The sequence below is a fragment of the Vibrio ruber DSM 16370 genome (genome assembly GCF_900163965.1).
Lineage (GTDB): Bacteria > Pseudomonadota > Gammaproteobacteria > Enterobacterales > Vibrionaceae > Vibrio > Vibrio ruber.
Window position 1 is genome coordinate 116,594 of record NZ_FULE01000046.1, and the last position, 16,165, is coordinate 132,758.

11 protein-coding genes are annotated in these 16,165 nt (G+C 41.8%); 6 read left to right on the top strand and 5 right to left on the bottom strand.

Features of this window, described 5'->3' with window-relative positions; all coding sequences use genetic code 11:
* Positions 1 to 4: 4 nt before the first annotated feature.
* Positions 5 to 481, top strand: a complete 477-nt coding sequence (locus tag VR7878_RS16295) for a hypothetical protein (RefSeq protein WP_077337100.1) — start codon at positions 5 to 7, stop codon at positions 479 to 481.
* 102 nt (positions 482 to 583) lie between these two features.
* Here the strand turns inward: VR7878_RS16295 and VR7878_RS16300 are convergent, their stop codons facing one another.
* The gene (locus VR7878_RS16300; protein WP_077337101.1) at positions 584 to 778 is read right to left on the bottom strand and encodes a hypothetical protein; all 195 of its coding nucleotides are present in this window, start codon (positions 776 to 778) and stop codon (positions 584 to 586) included.
* Positions 779 to 1,217: 439 nt separating this feature from the next.
* On the opposite strand from VR7878_RS16300, the gene VR7878_RS16305 reads away from it, so the two are divergent.
* Genes VR7878_RS16305 through VR7878_RS16315 form a run of 3 tightly spaced genes read left to right on the top strand, consistent with a single transcriptional unit; the run spans position 1,218 to position 4,756 of the window.
* Positions 1,218 to 3,317 carry a type VI secretion system Vgr family protein gene (locus tag VR7878_RS16305; RefSeq protein WP_077337102.1) on the top strand — a complete coding sequence of 700 codons (2,100 nt, stop codon included), beginning with the start codon at positions 1,218 to 1,220 and terminating at the stop codon, positions 3,315 to 3,317.
* 22 nt (positions 3,318 to 3,339) lie between these two features.
* Complete coding sequence (locus VR7878_RS16310; RefSeq protein WP_077337103.1) at positions 3,340 to 4,224, top strand: hypothetical protein; 885 nt, start codon at positions 3,340 to 3,342, stop codon at positions 4,222 to 4,224.
* Positions 4,214 to 4,756, top strand: coding sequence for a hypothetical protein (locus VR7878_RS16315; RefSeq protein WP_077337104.1), 543 nt, complete (start codon positions 4,214 to 4,216; stop codon positions 4,754 to 4,756). Before VR7878_RS16310 ends, VR7878_RS16315 begins: the two co-directional genes overlap by 11 nt.
* A gap of 475 nt (positions 4,757 to 5,231) precedes the next feature.
* On the opposite strand, the gene VR7878_RS16320 is transcribed toward VR7878_RS16315, so the two are convergent.
* A complete protein-coding gene (locus VR7878_RS16320; protein ID WP_077337105.1) occupies positions 5,232 to 5,426 on the bottom strand; it encodes a hypothetical protein in 195 nt (64 codons plus the stop codon).
* Between the two features lie 1,046 nt (positions 5,427 to 6,472).
* On the opposite strand from VR7878_RS16320, the gene VR7878_RS16325 reads away from it, so the two are divergent.
* Entirely contained in the window at positions 6,473 to 6,835 is a 363-nt protein-coding gene (locus tag VR7878_RS16325; RefSeq protein WP_077337106.1) for a hypothetical protein, read from the top strand.
* Between the two features lie 498 nt (positions 6,836 to 7,333).
* Here VR7878_RS16325 and VR7878_RS16335 read toward each other — a convergent pair whose 3' ends face one another.
* A complete protein-coding gene (locus VR7878_RS16335) occupies positions 7,334 to 8,482 on the bottom strand; it encodes a sialate O-acetylesterase (RefSeq protein ID WP_159440489.1) in 1,149 nt (382 codons plus the stop codon).
* Between the two features lie 118 nt (positions 8,483 to 8,600).
* Positions 8,601 to 11,831, bottom strand: coding sequence for a non-reducing end alpha-L-arabinofuranosidase family hydrolase (locus VR7878_RS16340; RefSeq protein WP_077337109.1), 3,231 nt, complete (start codon positions 11,829 to 11,831; stop codon positions 8,601 to 8,603).
* Positions 11,832 to 12,890: 1,059 nt separating this feature from the next.
* Between VR7878_RS16340 and VR7878_RS16345 the strand changes: the two genes are divergently transcribed.
* A complete protein-coding gene (locus VR7878_RS16345) occupies positions 12,891 to 13,799 on the top strand; it encodes a PhzF family phenazine biosynthesis protein (protein WP_077337110.1) in 909 nt (302 codons plus the stop codon).
* 136 nt (positions 13,800 to 13,935) lie between these two features.
* Here the strand turns inward: VR7878_RS16345 and VR7878_RS16350 are convergent, their stop codons facing one another.
* Complete coding sequence (locus VR7878_RS16350) at positions 13,936 to 15,975, bottom strand: starch-binding protein (RefSeq protein WP_077337111.1); 2,040 nt, start codon at positions 15,973 to 15,975, stop codon at positions 13,936 to 13,938.
* Positions 15,976 to 16,165 lie beyond the last annotated feature (190 nt).

Here is a 16,165-nt window from a genome sequence, read left to right on the forward strand (position 1 = left end):
TTCTATGACTAGTTTTAATGATTTGGTTCATACTGATAAAAATGAAATATATTACTTTGATGTGAATCGTGATGGGACTAAAGACGCTGTTATTAATGATCCATCCAATGATGAGATATTGGTATTTCTTAATGTAGATGGAGAATATAAGTATAAGTATAAATCTGGAAATTATAATTTTCAGGGTGTTTATATGGTTGTAAACATTAGAGAAGAAAAAGGTGATGATGTTAATTTATCTTTAATATCAATGTTTTCTGGTGCTGGTGGTCAAGAGAAAAAATACTTCTTAGGTATAAATGATAATAAATTAGAACTTGTTCAAACAGTGACGTTCGATTATTCTTACAATAATGAATCGTATTCATTACGTATCTGTGTAATAAAGAAATCGGGTAAAGAAAAATGCCACGTTAAAAAATCTGACAAGCCTTTTAATTCTAAGTATATAGACGAATACCCTTATACAAATGTTCCATAACTACTCATGTTTTATTGTTAATGCAAATTGCTCAAGAGCCAATAAATCATGTTCAAATCGAGCCGCAAAAGCGGCTCGCTGATCACAAACACCAATCATGTTTTATACAAAACTTTCATCCCCGTCTTCATGATACTGACAATAGTGGGTGGTGATTAAGTTATTGAGATAGAGTAAAACTTCACACATTTCTTGTCGGTTTTCCCGTTGTTCCGCCAGAAAAATCTCTTCCAGTTGGCGTAAATATTCACGGGCTTTTTGTGATAGTTGTGGATCATAGTGGATGGTTTCGAACATATAAACTCCAAGTAAAAATAGATGATGTTGTTCTACCACGGAAAGGGACCAATCTTTGGGTGGTGGACTGAGCCGGGTTTGGTCCTACCGCTACTTGGATGACGGCCAGCCGAAGCTGCCCGATTCAGCCCACCATGATTTAGGCGCACTGATAATCGCATAAAAACAGCTCGGTTAGAACCGTATTTATCTATCCAAGTATTTAACAACGGGGGACCAATCCCTTCCCGGAGTGTTTCCGGTACAGGGTTAGATTAATGAACGTCGAACGCTGGTACAATAGACGCAAGTATGGAAAAAGTATGAGGTTCTTCGAGTCAGTTCACTTTTCTGATGGAATCTAAAAGAGAAGCGCTATTGGATGATTAAGACGGGTATACAATCAGCCGGATGAGAATTGGGTGAAGGTTATTCAGCGTACAATACAACTCAATTTATTATGGCAACGTTAGGGTTCAGGCTTACCATCGATGGTGTCAATGATGAGACATTGGTGGTCCGTGACTATCAGGGGATCGAGTCCATCTCAGATTCAGTCTATGATCAAGGCCAGCCGGTTTATGGCTATCGCTATACCATCGATATTGCCAGTCGCAACAGCGACCTGAGTTTCGAGCAGATGGTCGATAGCACCGCACTGCTTGAAGTGCTGCGCGATCATGAGGTCGTGCAAAAAGTTCACGGCATTATCCGCAACTTCAGCCGGGGCGATACCGGTCACCATCATACCTTTTATTCACTCACCTTGGTGCCGTCACTGGAAAGACTGTCGCTGCGCCATAACAGCCGGATCTTCCAACAACTGGATGTGCCGGAAATTCTCTCGGTGCTGTTTCAGGAAATGAATATCAATGATTACGCATTTTCGGTGCGGCGTGAGTGCGCCAAACGGGAATATTGCGTTCAGTACCGTGAGACCGATTTAGAATTCTTCCACCGTCTGGCGGCTGAAGAAGGGCTGATGTACCGCTTTGAGCATCAGCAAGACAAGCATGTTTTAGTCATCACCGACAATCCCGAAGGGTTCGGCCGTCTTGCCATGCCGGTGCCGTATAACGCCTTGTCCGGTGGGGTGTTTGAGCAACCCTACGTCTCAACTTTGACCGAGCACAAACAGACACAAGTCAGTGATGTGCAGCTGAGCGATTACAGTTTTAAAAAGCCGTCTTACAATATCACGCACTCGGCCACCGCTTCGGATATGAGTTACCAGCGCGGTGACTATGAACATTTTGACCACCCGGGGCGGTTTAAAGACGACACCACGGGTCAGGCATTTACGCAGATCCGCCTTGAAGCGCTGCGCCGACAAGCACATACCTTCAGCGGTAAAAGTAACGACGCACAGCTTCAGGCCGGTCAGCGGTTTGATTTGATGGAGCACTTCGACAGTGAGATGAATCGCAATTATCTGCTGATTCAGGTCGCCCATCAGGGCAGCCAGCCGCAGGCACTGGAAGAGTCCGGAGGCAGCGGTGCAACCACATATGCCAACCAGTTTGCTGCCATTCCCGGTGATCAAGTGTGGCAGATGACACCGCGCAGTAAACCGATCCTCAAGTTCCCGACGATGGGGACAGTGGTCGGCCCCGAAGGGGAAGAGATCTACTGTGATGAGCATGGCCGGGTGAAAGTGCAGTTCCCTTGGGATCGTTACGGCAGCTCAAATGAGCAAAGCTCTTGCTGGTTGCGTGTGACACAAGGTTGGGCCGGAGCGCAGTACGGCATGATGGCTATTCCGCGTATCGGGCATGAAGTGGTGGTGCATTTCCTTAATGGCGACCCGGATCAACCGATTATCACCGGGCGAACATACAATGCCAATAACGTCACGCCATATACGCTGCCGGAGCACAAAACCAAGACGGTGATCCGCACCGAGACTCACCAAGGCGACGGTTACAACGAGCTGAGTTTTGAAGACCAGTCGGGTAGTGAGAAAATCTATCTACACGCGCAAAAAGATACCGACACGCTGGTTGAAAACGATGCAACCACGCATATCAAACATAATCAAAGTACCACCATCGATAATGACCGCTACAGCCATATCAAGGTCAATGACCATCACACGGTCAGCGGTGAAGCGCGCACCAAAATCGCCAAAAGCCAGACGCTGATGATTGAAGGTGAGTTGCATGTCAAAGCCGGCAAAGTGTGGGTCAATGAAGCGGGTACAGAAATCCACATTAAAGCCGGTGGCAGCTTCGTTAAAGTTGACCCGTCAGGTGTCTCCCTCAGCGGTGCTGGGGTGAACCTGAACTCCGGCGGTAGTGCCGGGAGTGGCAGTGGGTTTGCGGGTGAGATGCCGAAATTACCAGTAAGTTATGGTCGTCGACCAAATCCTTTTGATGAACAGGTTCGTTTAGTTAATGCTCAAAACAAAACTTTGGCGAATGTTCCTTATTATATAGAAACAAGTGCTGGCCAAATTTATAAGGGGATTTCAGATAAATCAGGAAAAATAGAAAGAATTCCAACTGAAGGTCAAGGGCAATATAAATTATTACTTGGTGTCAAGGCATTAGAAAAATGGTAAATATCAAACAGGTTAAAATATAATGAATTTAGAACATAGCATTGAAACAAATGATACTGATAATTCTTTATTAGATGTAACAACATCTGATATACCTGGTCGTGCATTCTTCTTTGTAGTTGTCGATGAAGTAGGTATTGATGGGCTATTAACAAGAAAAATATATGCAAGTTTAGATGATCCATATTTAAAGGCCATGAATTTACCTGAAGATAAAATGTTAAAAGAAGTGTTTCCAGAAAGATATGGGTTAAGTGGAAAAGACTTATCATCTTCATCCACAGTTGCTGAACATGTTATGGGTATTAATAAGTCAAAATATACTTCAACAAGTTCTCTTTTTCCTGACGGCTCTCCTCGATTCCAAGGTAAACCAATATATATAGATATAAATAAGGCAAAACAAGCTGGCGCTGAATTGGTTTCAACTCGTGAAATTATTGAAGCACTTGAAAAATATAAAGAGTTAGCACCAAAAAGAGTTAAACGAATTGATCAAATTATTAGCTATGTCAGAGATATCGATAAAGAAGTTTTAATTGCCAATAAAGTGCCTGCTCGAGCTATCTTTACCCCAGAGTCATATACCTTTGTGAAGAATATTGGTCGAGTGGGGAAAGCTGTTCAATTATTTGGTATTGTTCTTACGGCATATGATCTTACAGTGGCTACAAAGGAATCTATTAAAACTGAGAGTATGGCTCCTATAGGTGCTGAAGTTATTCGCCAATCGGGAGGATGGGGAGCAGGGGGTCTTGGATTAAAAGCTGGGGTTGTAGCTGGCGCTGCTTTAGGTATAGAAACAGGTCCTGGGGTTTTTATTACAGGAGCTATTGGTGGAATTATCTTTGGCGCAGCAGGTTATTTCGGAGCAGATTGGGTGGCAGATTTTATTTATGAAAATTAATTTATTTAAAAATTTATTTGGAAATAATAAACAGGATGAAAAACCTTCGTTAGAACTTGATTTCTCAAAGGAATATCCTAGGGTTACTTTATCTGAAGAACTAAAAAAACAGGCTTATAATCTATTTTTTTTAGTTGATAAAAATAATTTTAATGAATTGTCTACATTGCTATTACATCAATATTCAACATTTAATGTCAATTTGATGAGGCATCCTCAAGATCTATCGGATAATAATGGTGGCATATTTAAAATTAACTTATTAGATGATTTCAATGGCATTGTTGTTCATATAATATCTAATGATCATGATTTAATAGATAAAATCCAAAGCCTTAATTTAGCACCACCATTGCCATCTGTTTCTTTTCCTAGTTTAAATCCAGAGGAATATGGGAGTTTACAAGGTGATGTTGATTTTTGGTTTACATGGTTATGGACCCCATATTGGGTATCTCTGACTAGTGAACAACAATCTCAACTTCCTTTAAATGAAGAATGGAGAGAATTTATTGAGGTGAGAATAATATAGAAATTATAAATAACATAGAACATCTGATAGAGAATTGACTTTGTAATATAAAATTTATAACGAAAGCATTATTATCAATTATTATATCAGTAGTATTATTTTTGCTATTTTTAATCACTATTGAAAAAAGCTTATATCCACTATATGAAATCGTGATACTGAATGGGCATAAATATATTGGTGGAACATATGTGATTCATTATTTGACATGCTTAACATTAATGTTTTTATTATATTGATACTAAGCTTATCTCTCATTTTTTCAAAAAATATTATGGATTTCTAGATGTTACTAGTATCATAGCTTTTGATGGGAATGCATTCTTTTTGAAAAATAATGATCATTTAAAAATCATAAATACGTTGATAAATTCAAATAATTAAATTTTCTAGTTCTCTATATCTAAGAGTTACAATATATGAAATATATGCGAGCCGCAAATGCGGCTCGCTGATCACAAACACCAATCATGTTTTATACAAAATGCTCATCCCCGTCTTCATGATACTGACAATAGTGGGTGGTGATTAAATTATTGAGATAGAGTAAAACTTCACACATTTCCTGTCGGTTTTCCCGTTGCTCTGCCAGAAAAATTTCTTCCAGTTGGCGTAAATATTCACGGGCTTTTTGTGATAGTTGTGGATCATAGTGGATGGTTTCGAACATAGTTGTCTCCTAGACTGAGTTAAATTTTTCCATCATCCAAAGGGACCAATCTTTGGGTGGTGGACTGAGTCGGGTTTGGTCCTACCGTGTCTAGGAAAACGGCCAGCCCGGAGGCTGCCCAATCAGTCCACCATAATTTTCAGGCGGCACTGATAGTCGCATAAAAACAGTTCACTGAGAACCGCCAATATGCGCCTAGACTGGTTAAAACGGGGGACCAATCCCGTCCCGGAGTGTTTCCGGTACAGGGTTAGATTAATGAACGTCGAACGCTGGTACAATAGACGCAAGTATGGAAAAAGTATGAGGTTCTTCGAGTCAGTTCACTTTTCTGATGGAATCTAAAAGAGAAGCGCTATTGATGATTAAGACGGGTATACAATCAGCCAGATGAGAATTGGATGAAGGTTATTCAGCGTACAATACAACCCAATTTATTATGGCAACGTTAGGGTTCAGGCTCACCATCATACCTTTTACTCACTCACCTTGGCGTCATTACTGGAAAGACTGTCGCTGCGCCATAACAGCCGGTCTTCTGCAACTGGACGTGCCGAAAATTCTCTCTTTGAATACTTATGTCAATGATAAAAAATAATAACAGGGGTAATTGACTGGTGTTTTGTTTGCTTCGAATTAATCTTTGTATATATGTTCAGAAAGAAAAATTTCTATGGAAATAATTGCAAAAATATTTATATCGATAGTGGCTTGTGTTATTTATTTCATGTTTCATGAAATGATCTCTCAAGTATATATGTATTACTTTAGTCCTATTTCTAGAGGTGTTGGATTGTCTTTTGTTGCATTTTCTTACATATATATAGTTATCCCATATCTCCTGTTATTTACTTTTATTAAAAATTCATACCGATGGATTGTTTATTCTCTTATATCATTTTATTTTATTTATAGTTGGGGTGGTAGCAATCCATATAGAACGCTGCTTATTATTTTTTGTATAACTGTCGCATCCTTATTTATTTACATAGCTGATAAAAAGAATCGATATGTAAGGGTAAGTTAGGTGTTTTTGAGGTAATTAAATGAGGTTGTTAAAGAATATAATATTATACTCATTAGCATTCATAGGCTGTCTTTCACTGCTTTTCTTATCGGTTGTGAAAGTTGATAATACTAATTCTTTTGAAAAAGAAATTGTGAGTGGCATTCTGTGGATTCATGCACCAGATGATAGCAATGGTTTCAAAATATTATCATCTGAACATCCTATGTATAAGATGGTGATATTTAATAGAGAAAAAATGGTGTTGGCTAGTGGCGAGTTTTTATATAAGGGGCATAAGATGAATGAATTACATTTACCAGATATAATAGGATTTGATGGTAAGTATATCCACCTTAAAAACAATGAATATTTAGAATGTTGCAATGTAAAATGTGATTAATCATTTATTGTTTTTTTACAATGGGATATTGCCTGATTTTTCAATGTGACTATGTGAAAATTAAAATGAATATTCTAAAGAAGTTATTACTGTCAATGGCCATATCATCAATGTTATTTCTGTTATATCTGACGATAATTGCTAAAGAATTATATCCGTTGTATGAACGGTTTGTACTGGACGGGCAGAAGTATGTTGGTGAAACTTACACTATATACTACATAGAATATCTGGAATTGGTTTTTTGGGTGATATTATTTATCGTCAGTTGTTTAATATTTTTTATTAAACATACCGGTTACTCCCAAAATAGTAAATGATATCTTCCTGTGACTCATCAGCACTCAAGCCGAGCCGTAGAAGGGCTGATGTACCCGCTTCGTGCATCAGCAAGAAAAGCATATGTTAATCATCACCGGCAACCCCGAAGGGTCTGTCTTGCCATGCCGGTGATGTAGCGACAGCCCGAACATTGCGAGCTTTCATCGTATGGGTGTCTTATCTTAATGCTCCAAATCCTATCGAGCCATTACAATGAAGCCACTCTGAGAATGTACCACCCCCACACCTACCATTACCCCATGCGCCTGTATTATCGTTTTGATCTTCAGCTTGGCGAACCACACCATTGACGACAATATAATCCACTTGAACATCACGATTCCCGCCATCATTTGTAAAACCAACACGAATTTCACCGGTCGCATTCGTTTTTACAGTATAGTCAGCCATGTAATTTGTCGCAGTCCACTGCTTGATTGTGGTTCCTCCTATTTGCAGGTTAACGCTTTCATCGCCAACAACGCCACTTAACCGAACAACGATCGTGTTACTCCCCGTGCCATCATCAGCACCGGTATCTACTAATTGCAACATTTTGGCTGCATAGCGCCGACCCATTTCACGCGCACCTGCAGAATCAAAATGATATTGATCGTGAATATTCAATCCCGCAGCACTGACAACATGTGCGTTGGTAATTAGTGACGGCAATTGTGCGATTAAACGATTATGGCTAGAACAACAGGCCGGGTAAGGCAGCTCACCTGCAATGAAAGGAATATTACCAAGGCCCAAGTCGTTACGCATATCGGTCACTAACTGTTTTACACGTCCGGGCCAAGCCGGATCACCCGTATTACTTTCACCTTGATGGAAAATAATACCTTTTATGACACCTCTCTGCTGCGCTCTGCGTGCAAGATCGATCAGCCATTGATAGCCACCCCTAAAATTATTGGGTGTTGAACCAAAGGTCGGTGTACATGCGTTAAAATCACGACAATTTTTGAGGAAATATTCTATTTTTTGACCACCATGTGCAGCACCGACTAAACCAATCGTTACCTTCGGATCAGAATTGTTTGCCATGACTTTGCCAAAGTTATCGCCGGGGCCTAAAGCGCCAGAACAACGAACTAAAGGCGGTGATGCTACGCGCCATTGACCGTAATATCCGATGCCTCCACATGATTCGTCTTGTAATACCATGACTCTGGGATTCGTGATACGGTCTTGCGGTTCAACCGGTGAGGCGCCTTCCATATTTGATTGCCCGACCATCAAGTAAATATGAAAGTTTGGATCAGGCTCTGCTACAGCATACATCGACATCAAAGCAATAAGTGCCGTTATTATATATTTCATAATCATCACCTTAATTTGGTGTTGTGAGGTTTAATGCGGCAGTAAAAACACGCACTATCACATAATTATTTTATTCATATCGCCACCCATTATCGGGTGGCGAGAGCTTACTGCATGATTATTTTTCGCTGATTAAACCAAGTCTATATGGTAAGCGATTGTAATCTGATACACCTGAATTTGGATTTTGCCCTTGATACAAATACTGCATATTACATGCATTAATCGTAAGGGTTTGATCATATCCTGAACGTATCATCTCACCGTGACTAATATCATCCGTCCATTTTCCGCCTGGGAAAGAAACATTTGCTGCCCCTGCGAAAGGATTTGATTTGGTATCCGCCAAAGGTGTCCAGGGACCATCTAAACTCGTCGATGTCCAAGAGCGGAAATAGCGCGGAGCATATGCTTCCACTAATAATAAATATTTATTAGTGCCTTCCACTTTATAAACGTTAGAGGCTTCAAACAGTCTCGCAACGCTATCTTGCATCACAACTTCATAACCGGAAAAGTTCGGGAAGTTACCAATCGATACTTTTGAACGATACAACTTACCGTCGTCGCCAGAGAAGAATAAATGACAATAGTTATCGTCACAGATCACCCAATAATCGATGCCATTACTCAACCCATTTCTTAATAACGGTTTAGGTGATGTCCAACCAGCCGGATTACTGATATCGGTGTTAGTTGAATATTTAGCGCCCCATTGGTAAATCATGTACCATCTTTTTTCTGGTTCGAAATAGAATACTTGCGGTGCAACTGTATTGCCTGCCCGTGTGGTGCTCATATCGACTTGATTTGCAGAACCGGCTTGTCTCCAGTCACTAAAGTTGAAGTAAACGCCACCCCAAGTATTTCTGGCTGTATCAAATACCGTCGCAAATACGTGATATTTATTGTTGTACCTAACAATAGTTGGATCTTTAATTGACGCCCAATTCTGTCTTTGAGGCGCAATTAACGGGCCTGTTGATGTCCAGCTGTATTTCGATTTCAGATCACACACCTGATTGCCACCGCCGGCCTCACCCCCAATTGAAAAATCATCCGCATAAAAACTCACGGTTTCACTATCAGATTCAATAATGAAATGCTCAAAAGGTGTACCGCTTTGTGTATAAAAGCCGTGTAGTAACGTCCAGTGATTAGCCGATGCAACGGCAGTCGCAACCTGTTCATACTCATTGTACGTTGAGCTATCACCGTCTTCCTGACGTTTAGCAGTTAACGTAATGGGTACATCAGGTGAGCCTGCGGCTAATTTAACCCATACTGCGACGTCATATTGATTACCATTCACTAAGGAACCGACATTAAAGGTAATACCGTGCCATTTGGCAGTGCGTCCAGTAATGAATACACTTGATGAACCACTGTGACTTTGTGTATTGCTTAAACGGATAGAGCCGGCCGTTGTAGACCAATTCATTAAGCTGCCTTCTGCACCACCGTTGTCAGCAAAGTTATCACTGGGTACTTGATAATCACCGTCATCACCGCCGCTGTTATCAGCAAGCAGACGAATATTACCTTGTGCAGCATTGAGTGTAACTTTATCTAATTTAGCGCCATCTTCGCGTCGTAAAATTCTCAGCGTGTGGTCGCCGGCAGTCACGTTATTGAAAGTCTGAAGCCTCACGTTGCCCCAGCCATTGGTGGCGGTGTTATTTTGAGTGACCCAGCCACCCGAATCTAACTGATAATAAAATGAATCATCGTTGCCGCCAGCCAATGACGCCCGAATGTCCAAACCGACATTTGTTGTTTGAGAAACATTGAATTTTATTGCTACCTGTCCGCTGGCAGAATTGGAAGGGCTGCTTAATACTTGATTACTGCCGTTGTTTGACCATTCAATATATTGCCCGTTAGAAGCGCCATTATCTGATTTAACACTCAATGGACTAAAATTACTTTGTCCGGATAAAGACTCTAATTCCACGGACAGTGTGCCACTTCCGGGATTTCCGCCATTACCGATAAACTGATACCAGTTCAAGTTATGCCATCCATTGGCGCGCAAATATACATCATGCACACCGTTTATCGTGGTGTTTAATGCTGATAATTGGGTTTGCCACGTTTGCCAGCCACCCGTGTCATCAATATTAATTGTGGCCACTGGCGAGTTATTCAAATTATCCAAAATAACGTCTAAACTTGAGCCAGTATCTGTTGCTGCACGCAGTTTTAGCTCTTGAGCACCATTGCCAAAATTAACACCAGATACTTTTATCCAATCACCGGTACCCATCATTATATTTAAGGTACCATCAGCCGTGTTCTCAGTTTCTATGCCATTTTCTTCATCAAACATCTCAGCCTGATTGATATTAAATGCATTGACAGTTTTAAGTTGTGGTGCGCCAGCGCGCCCGGCATTCACTTGTTTTATGCTACCGTCAGCGTTGTACTCTAAAAGGTCAACATTGACAGAACGCTGAAAACTGCTCGCGCCACGTGCGTTAGCCACAGCCCGATTATGATAAAAAATGTAACTTTTACCTTTATAGTCAACAATTGAAGCATGATTGTTATTGGAGTTATTTTCCCATGGATTGGGTAAAATCGTACCTCGGTAGGTAAATCCTGTGGTCGGATTATTACTGGTCATATAATTAATTTTCAGACCCGAACTGGTATCGGAAGAATACGATAAGTAATAAGTGCCGTTATGCTTATGCATGTAAAGCGCTTCAAAGAAGTTTGGGACATCGATGGATATTGCACTGCCACTGGTGCTAATCATGTCATCATTTAATTTGATTACACGAGCATTCCCCGGACCACCGCCACCAAAATACAAATAGGCTTGACCATCATCATCAATAAACACGCCGGGATCAAAAATCCACTGCACACTACCGTTTGGTGTACTGCTATCCACCAGTGGGTGGCCTAGTGGGTCAACATAAGGACCTTCTGGGTTATCTGCAACGGCCACACCAATTGAACCGCCACCATCAGGAAAATATAAATAGTATTTTCCATTTCGTTCTATAAAATCAGGTGCGTAGGCCAAATTGGCCCAGCTAGTATTCGTTTTAGAATTCCAAATAATGCCATGATCTTGCCAATTCACCATGTCGTCGGAAGAAAACAAATAGTAATCTTTCAATTGGCTATAATCGGTTTGGTTATCCTGATCGTGCGTGGTCACTACATAGACCCGCCCATTAAAAACACGGGCGGCAGGATCAGCTGTATAGACATGTGATACAATAGGGTTCGCTGCAAGCGCGGTTTCAGGTAAAGTCACACTGCTTGCAAGTATTCCAAGCACCATGGCTGCCGATGCCTTGGCATACATGTTCTTAGAGAGACATTTTATATTCATTGTGTATTCCTTTTACAAATTAATAATGTCCGGTTAGATGTTGTGATGGTTCTCAATTCAGCGACCTGATTAAAATAAGGTCATTTGCTTCGTTAGCATTATTGAAAAAAATAATGTTCGTCAGTTAAGTGTGTCACGTAGTTGAATAAATTTTAGAGTGATTTTCTTGACTATTTTGTCAAATAAAAATCGACTTTTTACGATCATGTAAAACATAGTATTTAACTTTGAAAGTGCAATTTTTAGAATTTGTTTATGGATTATGTTATTTATTATTTTTGATCGCTGCCACTACTTATAGGTACACTATTAATACAATTAACAAAACCGTTTGTGTCTTAGATGAATTTTAGGCTAAGTGTGTATGTAGCACCTAAGTTTGAGTCGTGTTTTAATCATCCCTTAAACTAGGCTTATAGATTAAAATATATTTTTATTTCAATGGCTTAAAGTGATAAGCGCTGTGATAATACTGTAATAAGAGAGCCCCTGTATGTGTTTGCTGCAACCGATGCTTAACAGCCGTATGACAGAAGAATTTAATGATTTTTTTGATTTTAATCTGGCTGTAAATATATCCGGATTAGTTAAGCTCGGCTATTGATAGGTAGAAGGATTATATCTTTTATATTGTTGCCAATCTCTAATTACTGTGAATTTTTAGGACATTAAAAAATCTTTTCTCGAAATTTTAATGGTATATTTTTAGTTTCTGAATAAAAGCCGTTATTCTGTATATTAGTTTCAATTTTCCTTGCTACATCCACAACCGCCTTGAACCAGCCATAATCAGTCTTGCTAATTGTTTGAGTTTTCAACGATACGACTTTACGAACAATATCATGATGATGATGAGTCTCATCGATATCTGAATCATGACCAAATTAAATCATGGAGATCAAGCGGCGGAGCCAGTTTATTTTTTGCTTGTCGCGATACCTTTCTCAGCCCGGTTTTCAAGCTAATTCACTTTTTGAATTGGCTTTGATGTTAAATTTGGTTAGTTTGTGTTGAATGATGTTGGCGTGATTTGAATGAGTGATTGCAAGGAGAGATGTCTTGAACAACGTAAAAGTGATTTTAGTAAACGCTTTTATTGAAAATGGCAGCGGTGGCAACCCTGCGGGCGTAGTATTGGATGCTGATAAACTGTCAGACCAAGAAAAGTTAGCCATCGCACAGGCCGTCGGCTATTCCGAGACGGCCTTTGTCTCGCAAGCGTTATCTTCACAAGCATCGTCTTCACAAACACTGCCACAAGAGCGTGAAGCCGATTTTGAAGTCTCGTTTTTTACCCCAACCGAAGAAGTCGACTTTTGCGGGCACGCAACGTTAGCTACGTTTTCAACTTTGTATCACAGAGGATTGCTCACAGAAGGGCAATACACGCAAAAAACGAAAGCGGGATTGCTCGGTGTGATGATCGAACCGGATGGTCACGTCGTGATGCAGCAGAATTTACCGGAATATATCAAAGTGATTGATTATGAGGACATATCCCCGTTAATCGGTATTGATGCAGCTCTGTTGGCATCAACCGGATTGCCAATTGAGGTTCTCTCGACCGGGTTGCCGGATATTATTGTGCCGCTCCCGTACGGTTACCTCAATCACATCCAAGTCAATCACGATTTACTCAGCGACTTCTCACAACAACATCAGGTGACGGGAATGCATGTGTTTGAGTTATGTGAGGAGAATAGTGAATTTACGGCAAAGTGCAGAAATTTTGCGCCCTTAGTCGGAATTCCGGAAGAATCAGCCACCGGGAGTGCCAACGGTGCACTGGCATGTTATCTGACCAAACACCTGTATGCCGGTCATTCTCGCACTTTTACTTTCGAGCAAGGCAGGGCGATGGGCAGTCCCTCAAGAATTACAGCGTCCGTTGAGTCAGACATGTCAGGGGTCACTCAAGTCTCGGTCGGTGGTTTTGCACAAGCATTTGGGACGCGTTTACTGCCGTAAACATATCCGGGGGGCACGGGTAAAGATATGACTGACATGGATGAAGCTTCAGTGCTCCAAGAGCCAGCCGTAGCTGCTTCATCTTCTCCCGGCCCCACAATATATAACGCATGATATAACAGACGGTGCGTATAACTTAGTTCATACTACATGCAGTCATTTCCTGCCACTGACTGTCTTGATAACAGAGTTTCGGTGGTGCTGCCGATAAATCGTTGGTCTGGCGGCTGCCATTGTCACTAAAAATTACATTCAGGGAAGCGAGTTCCTGATTGAAATCATAGCAATAGCTGTTGTTTTCCTTCGTCATGGCAACACCCGGCCACGATACCGCATTGACAGGAGAGGCTGCTTTGACATTCCAGAAGTAAAGATAAGGTTGGTTAAAGTCCTGCCGGTTGTCATAACACACTTTGTTATTTTGCACCGTAGGATGATCGTTATCTCCGGGTTTAATGGTAAAGCCACACCCACTCAGCGATTTCCAGTTGCCGTTCATGTAACAAGTACCGGATTGAGTGGTGAGATCAACGGTCTTAGAGGCTCCCTGATCCGAGAAAATCACGTTAACTGTCGTGAGCTGGGCTCCGGGTTCAAAGCAAGCAAAATCACCATTTTTCGTCATCGCGACCCCGGGCCAAGTGGTTGCTTTTAATGCGCCTGCCGGGGCAACATTCCAGTAATAGATCGAAGGTGTATTAAACGCGGTATTTTTGTCGTAGTAGCAGATTGCCTGTGCACTCACTGCTGTTGCAGGAACGGGCTCATTCGGTTGCGGCGGTGTTGTTCCGCCATCGATTTTTGCCCCCATGTGAATCGCAGCCGCATTTTGCAAAGGGACACTAAATATGGCGTTACCCTGACTGTCCACGTGAATGATATTGCCGCTGCACGCACCATTATTCGGGTCAAAATTACCGGAGATAATATCGCAGTAGTCCCCTTCAGGCATGCCGGTATTCAGTGTTTTGTCCAGTGCCGCGGTATCACTGCGGTTAATGACGACAAACCCAAGTCCGCCACGGCCGAACGCGATCTGATTGCTACCGTTATCCCACCAGTGAGTAACTTGTTGCTGCGTGGCGGTGACGTTGCGAAAGGCAACCATATTGGCAACACCGCGCCATTGATGGGTACAGATCCAGTCACCGCCATTAAAGCGGCAGGCATTCCCTGAATGGACGCCAGTCGCCGGCGGTGCATCATCACTGTGATTAAATTGATAGCCGGACATAATTTTCGGATAACCGTAAGGGTAGGCCAACATAAACACATTGCCGAGCATGTATAAATTGCCTTGGTCTTTATAGGTCAGCTCGTTGCTGGCATTGGTGCGTTCATCATCATGGTTGGTGACGAATACGACGGCATCATCGCTGGGGAGCCAGCCGCTCCAATGATTCAGCTCTTTCAGCTCATTGATGTGGCCGTTTTTAAATTTACTGCCAAGGGTACGGGCAAAGTTAAACTCCGTGACATCCCCATTGCCAATATATTCTGAAGGCTGGATTGGTTCGCCACCTGCCCCAATCACTTCCTGAAAGATATATGGATTGCCGTTGAGTTTACTTTTTATTGCAGCAATATCGCCTGCCGGAATATGTTTGGCTGCGTCAATTCGGAAACCGGCAACCCCCATACTGATGGCATCATTCATATAGTCCGCAATTTTTTGCCGCACATAGTCTGATTCGGTTTTTAAGTCATTCAGCCCAACCAAATCGCAGTTTTGCACTTGCCAGCGATTCCCGTAATTAATATTGCCGGTACAGTTGTGAAAATCATTGGGGCCATAAGGCACATCGGGGAAGTTGCGATTTAACGCGGCCATATGATTGATGACAGCATCGAGATAAATATCAACGCCTGCCGCTTTACAGCGACTGACCATATCTTTGAACTGCTCGCGGTTACCACTGCGGTTATCAAACTGGTAACTCATCGGTTGATAACGAGACCACCAGGCTGGGTTATCAATACTCTTCTGCGGTGGCGAAATCTGGACAGCCGCAAACCCTTTTGGCCCCAGAAAGTCTTCACACTCGGTCGCAATGTCAGACCAGCTCCATTCAAATAGATGAACAAAGGCGGTTTTGGGCGCATCCTGTGCATATGCCGGAGAGATCCCCAACAGGCAGCTGCATAGCATGATCCCGGTCGATAGTTTGTTGTTCATATTCTCATCCTAACCATTTCAATTTGTCTTGATTGTTCCGTTACCATGTGTTCCGTCAATATGTCACTCAATCATTGGCAAACTGATGCTTGCAACATATCAACACCCATTATCATAGAAACAAATCATGGCGGAGAGCTCATCCACTGGTTCAAATGACCGGGAGGAATACGGCAGGCGTAGAATTGTA

Bases quoted from the DNA above. Each gene is read 5' to 3' on its own strand.
- VR7878_RS16295 (WP_077337100.1), top strand. From the start codon at position 5: ATGACTAGTTTTAATGATTTGGTTCATACTGATAAAAATGAAATATAT.
- VR7878_RS16300 (WP_077337101.1), bottom strand. From the start codon at position 778: ATGTTCGAAACCATCCACTATGATCCACAACTATCACAAAAAGCCCGT.
- VR7878_RS16305 (WP_077337102.1), top strand. From the start codon at position 1,218: ATGGCAACGTTAGGGTTCAGGCTTACCATCGATGGTGTCAATGATGAG.
- VR7878_RS16310 (WP_077337103.1), top strand. From the start codon at position 3,340: ATGAATTTAGAACATAGCATTGAAACAAATGATACTGATAATTCTTTA.
- VR7878_RS16315 (WP_077337104.1), top strand. From the start codon at position 4,214: ATGAAAATTAATTTATTTAAAAATTTATTTGGAAATAATAAACAGGAT.
- VR7878_RS16320 (WP_077337105.1), bottom strand. From the start codon at position 5,426: ATGTTCGAAACCATCCACTATGATCCACAACTATCACAAAAAGCCCGT.
- VR7878_RS16325 (WP_077337106.1), top strand. From the start codon at position 6,473: ATGAGGTTGTTAAAGAATATAATATTATACTCATTAGCATTCATAGGC.
- VR7878_RS16335 (WP_159440489.1), bottom strand. From the start codon at position 8,482: ATGAAATATATAATAACGGCACTTATTGCTTTGATGTCGATGTATGCT.
- VR7878_RS16340 (WP_077337109.1), bottom strand. From the start codon at position 11,831: ATGAATATAAAATGTCTCTCTAAGAACATGTATGCCAAGGCATCGGCA.
- VR7878_RS16350 (WP_077337111.1), bottom strand. From the start codon at position 15,975: ATGAACAACAAACTATCGACCGGGATCATGCTATGCAGCTGCCTGTTG.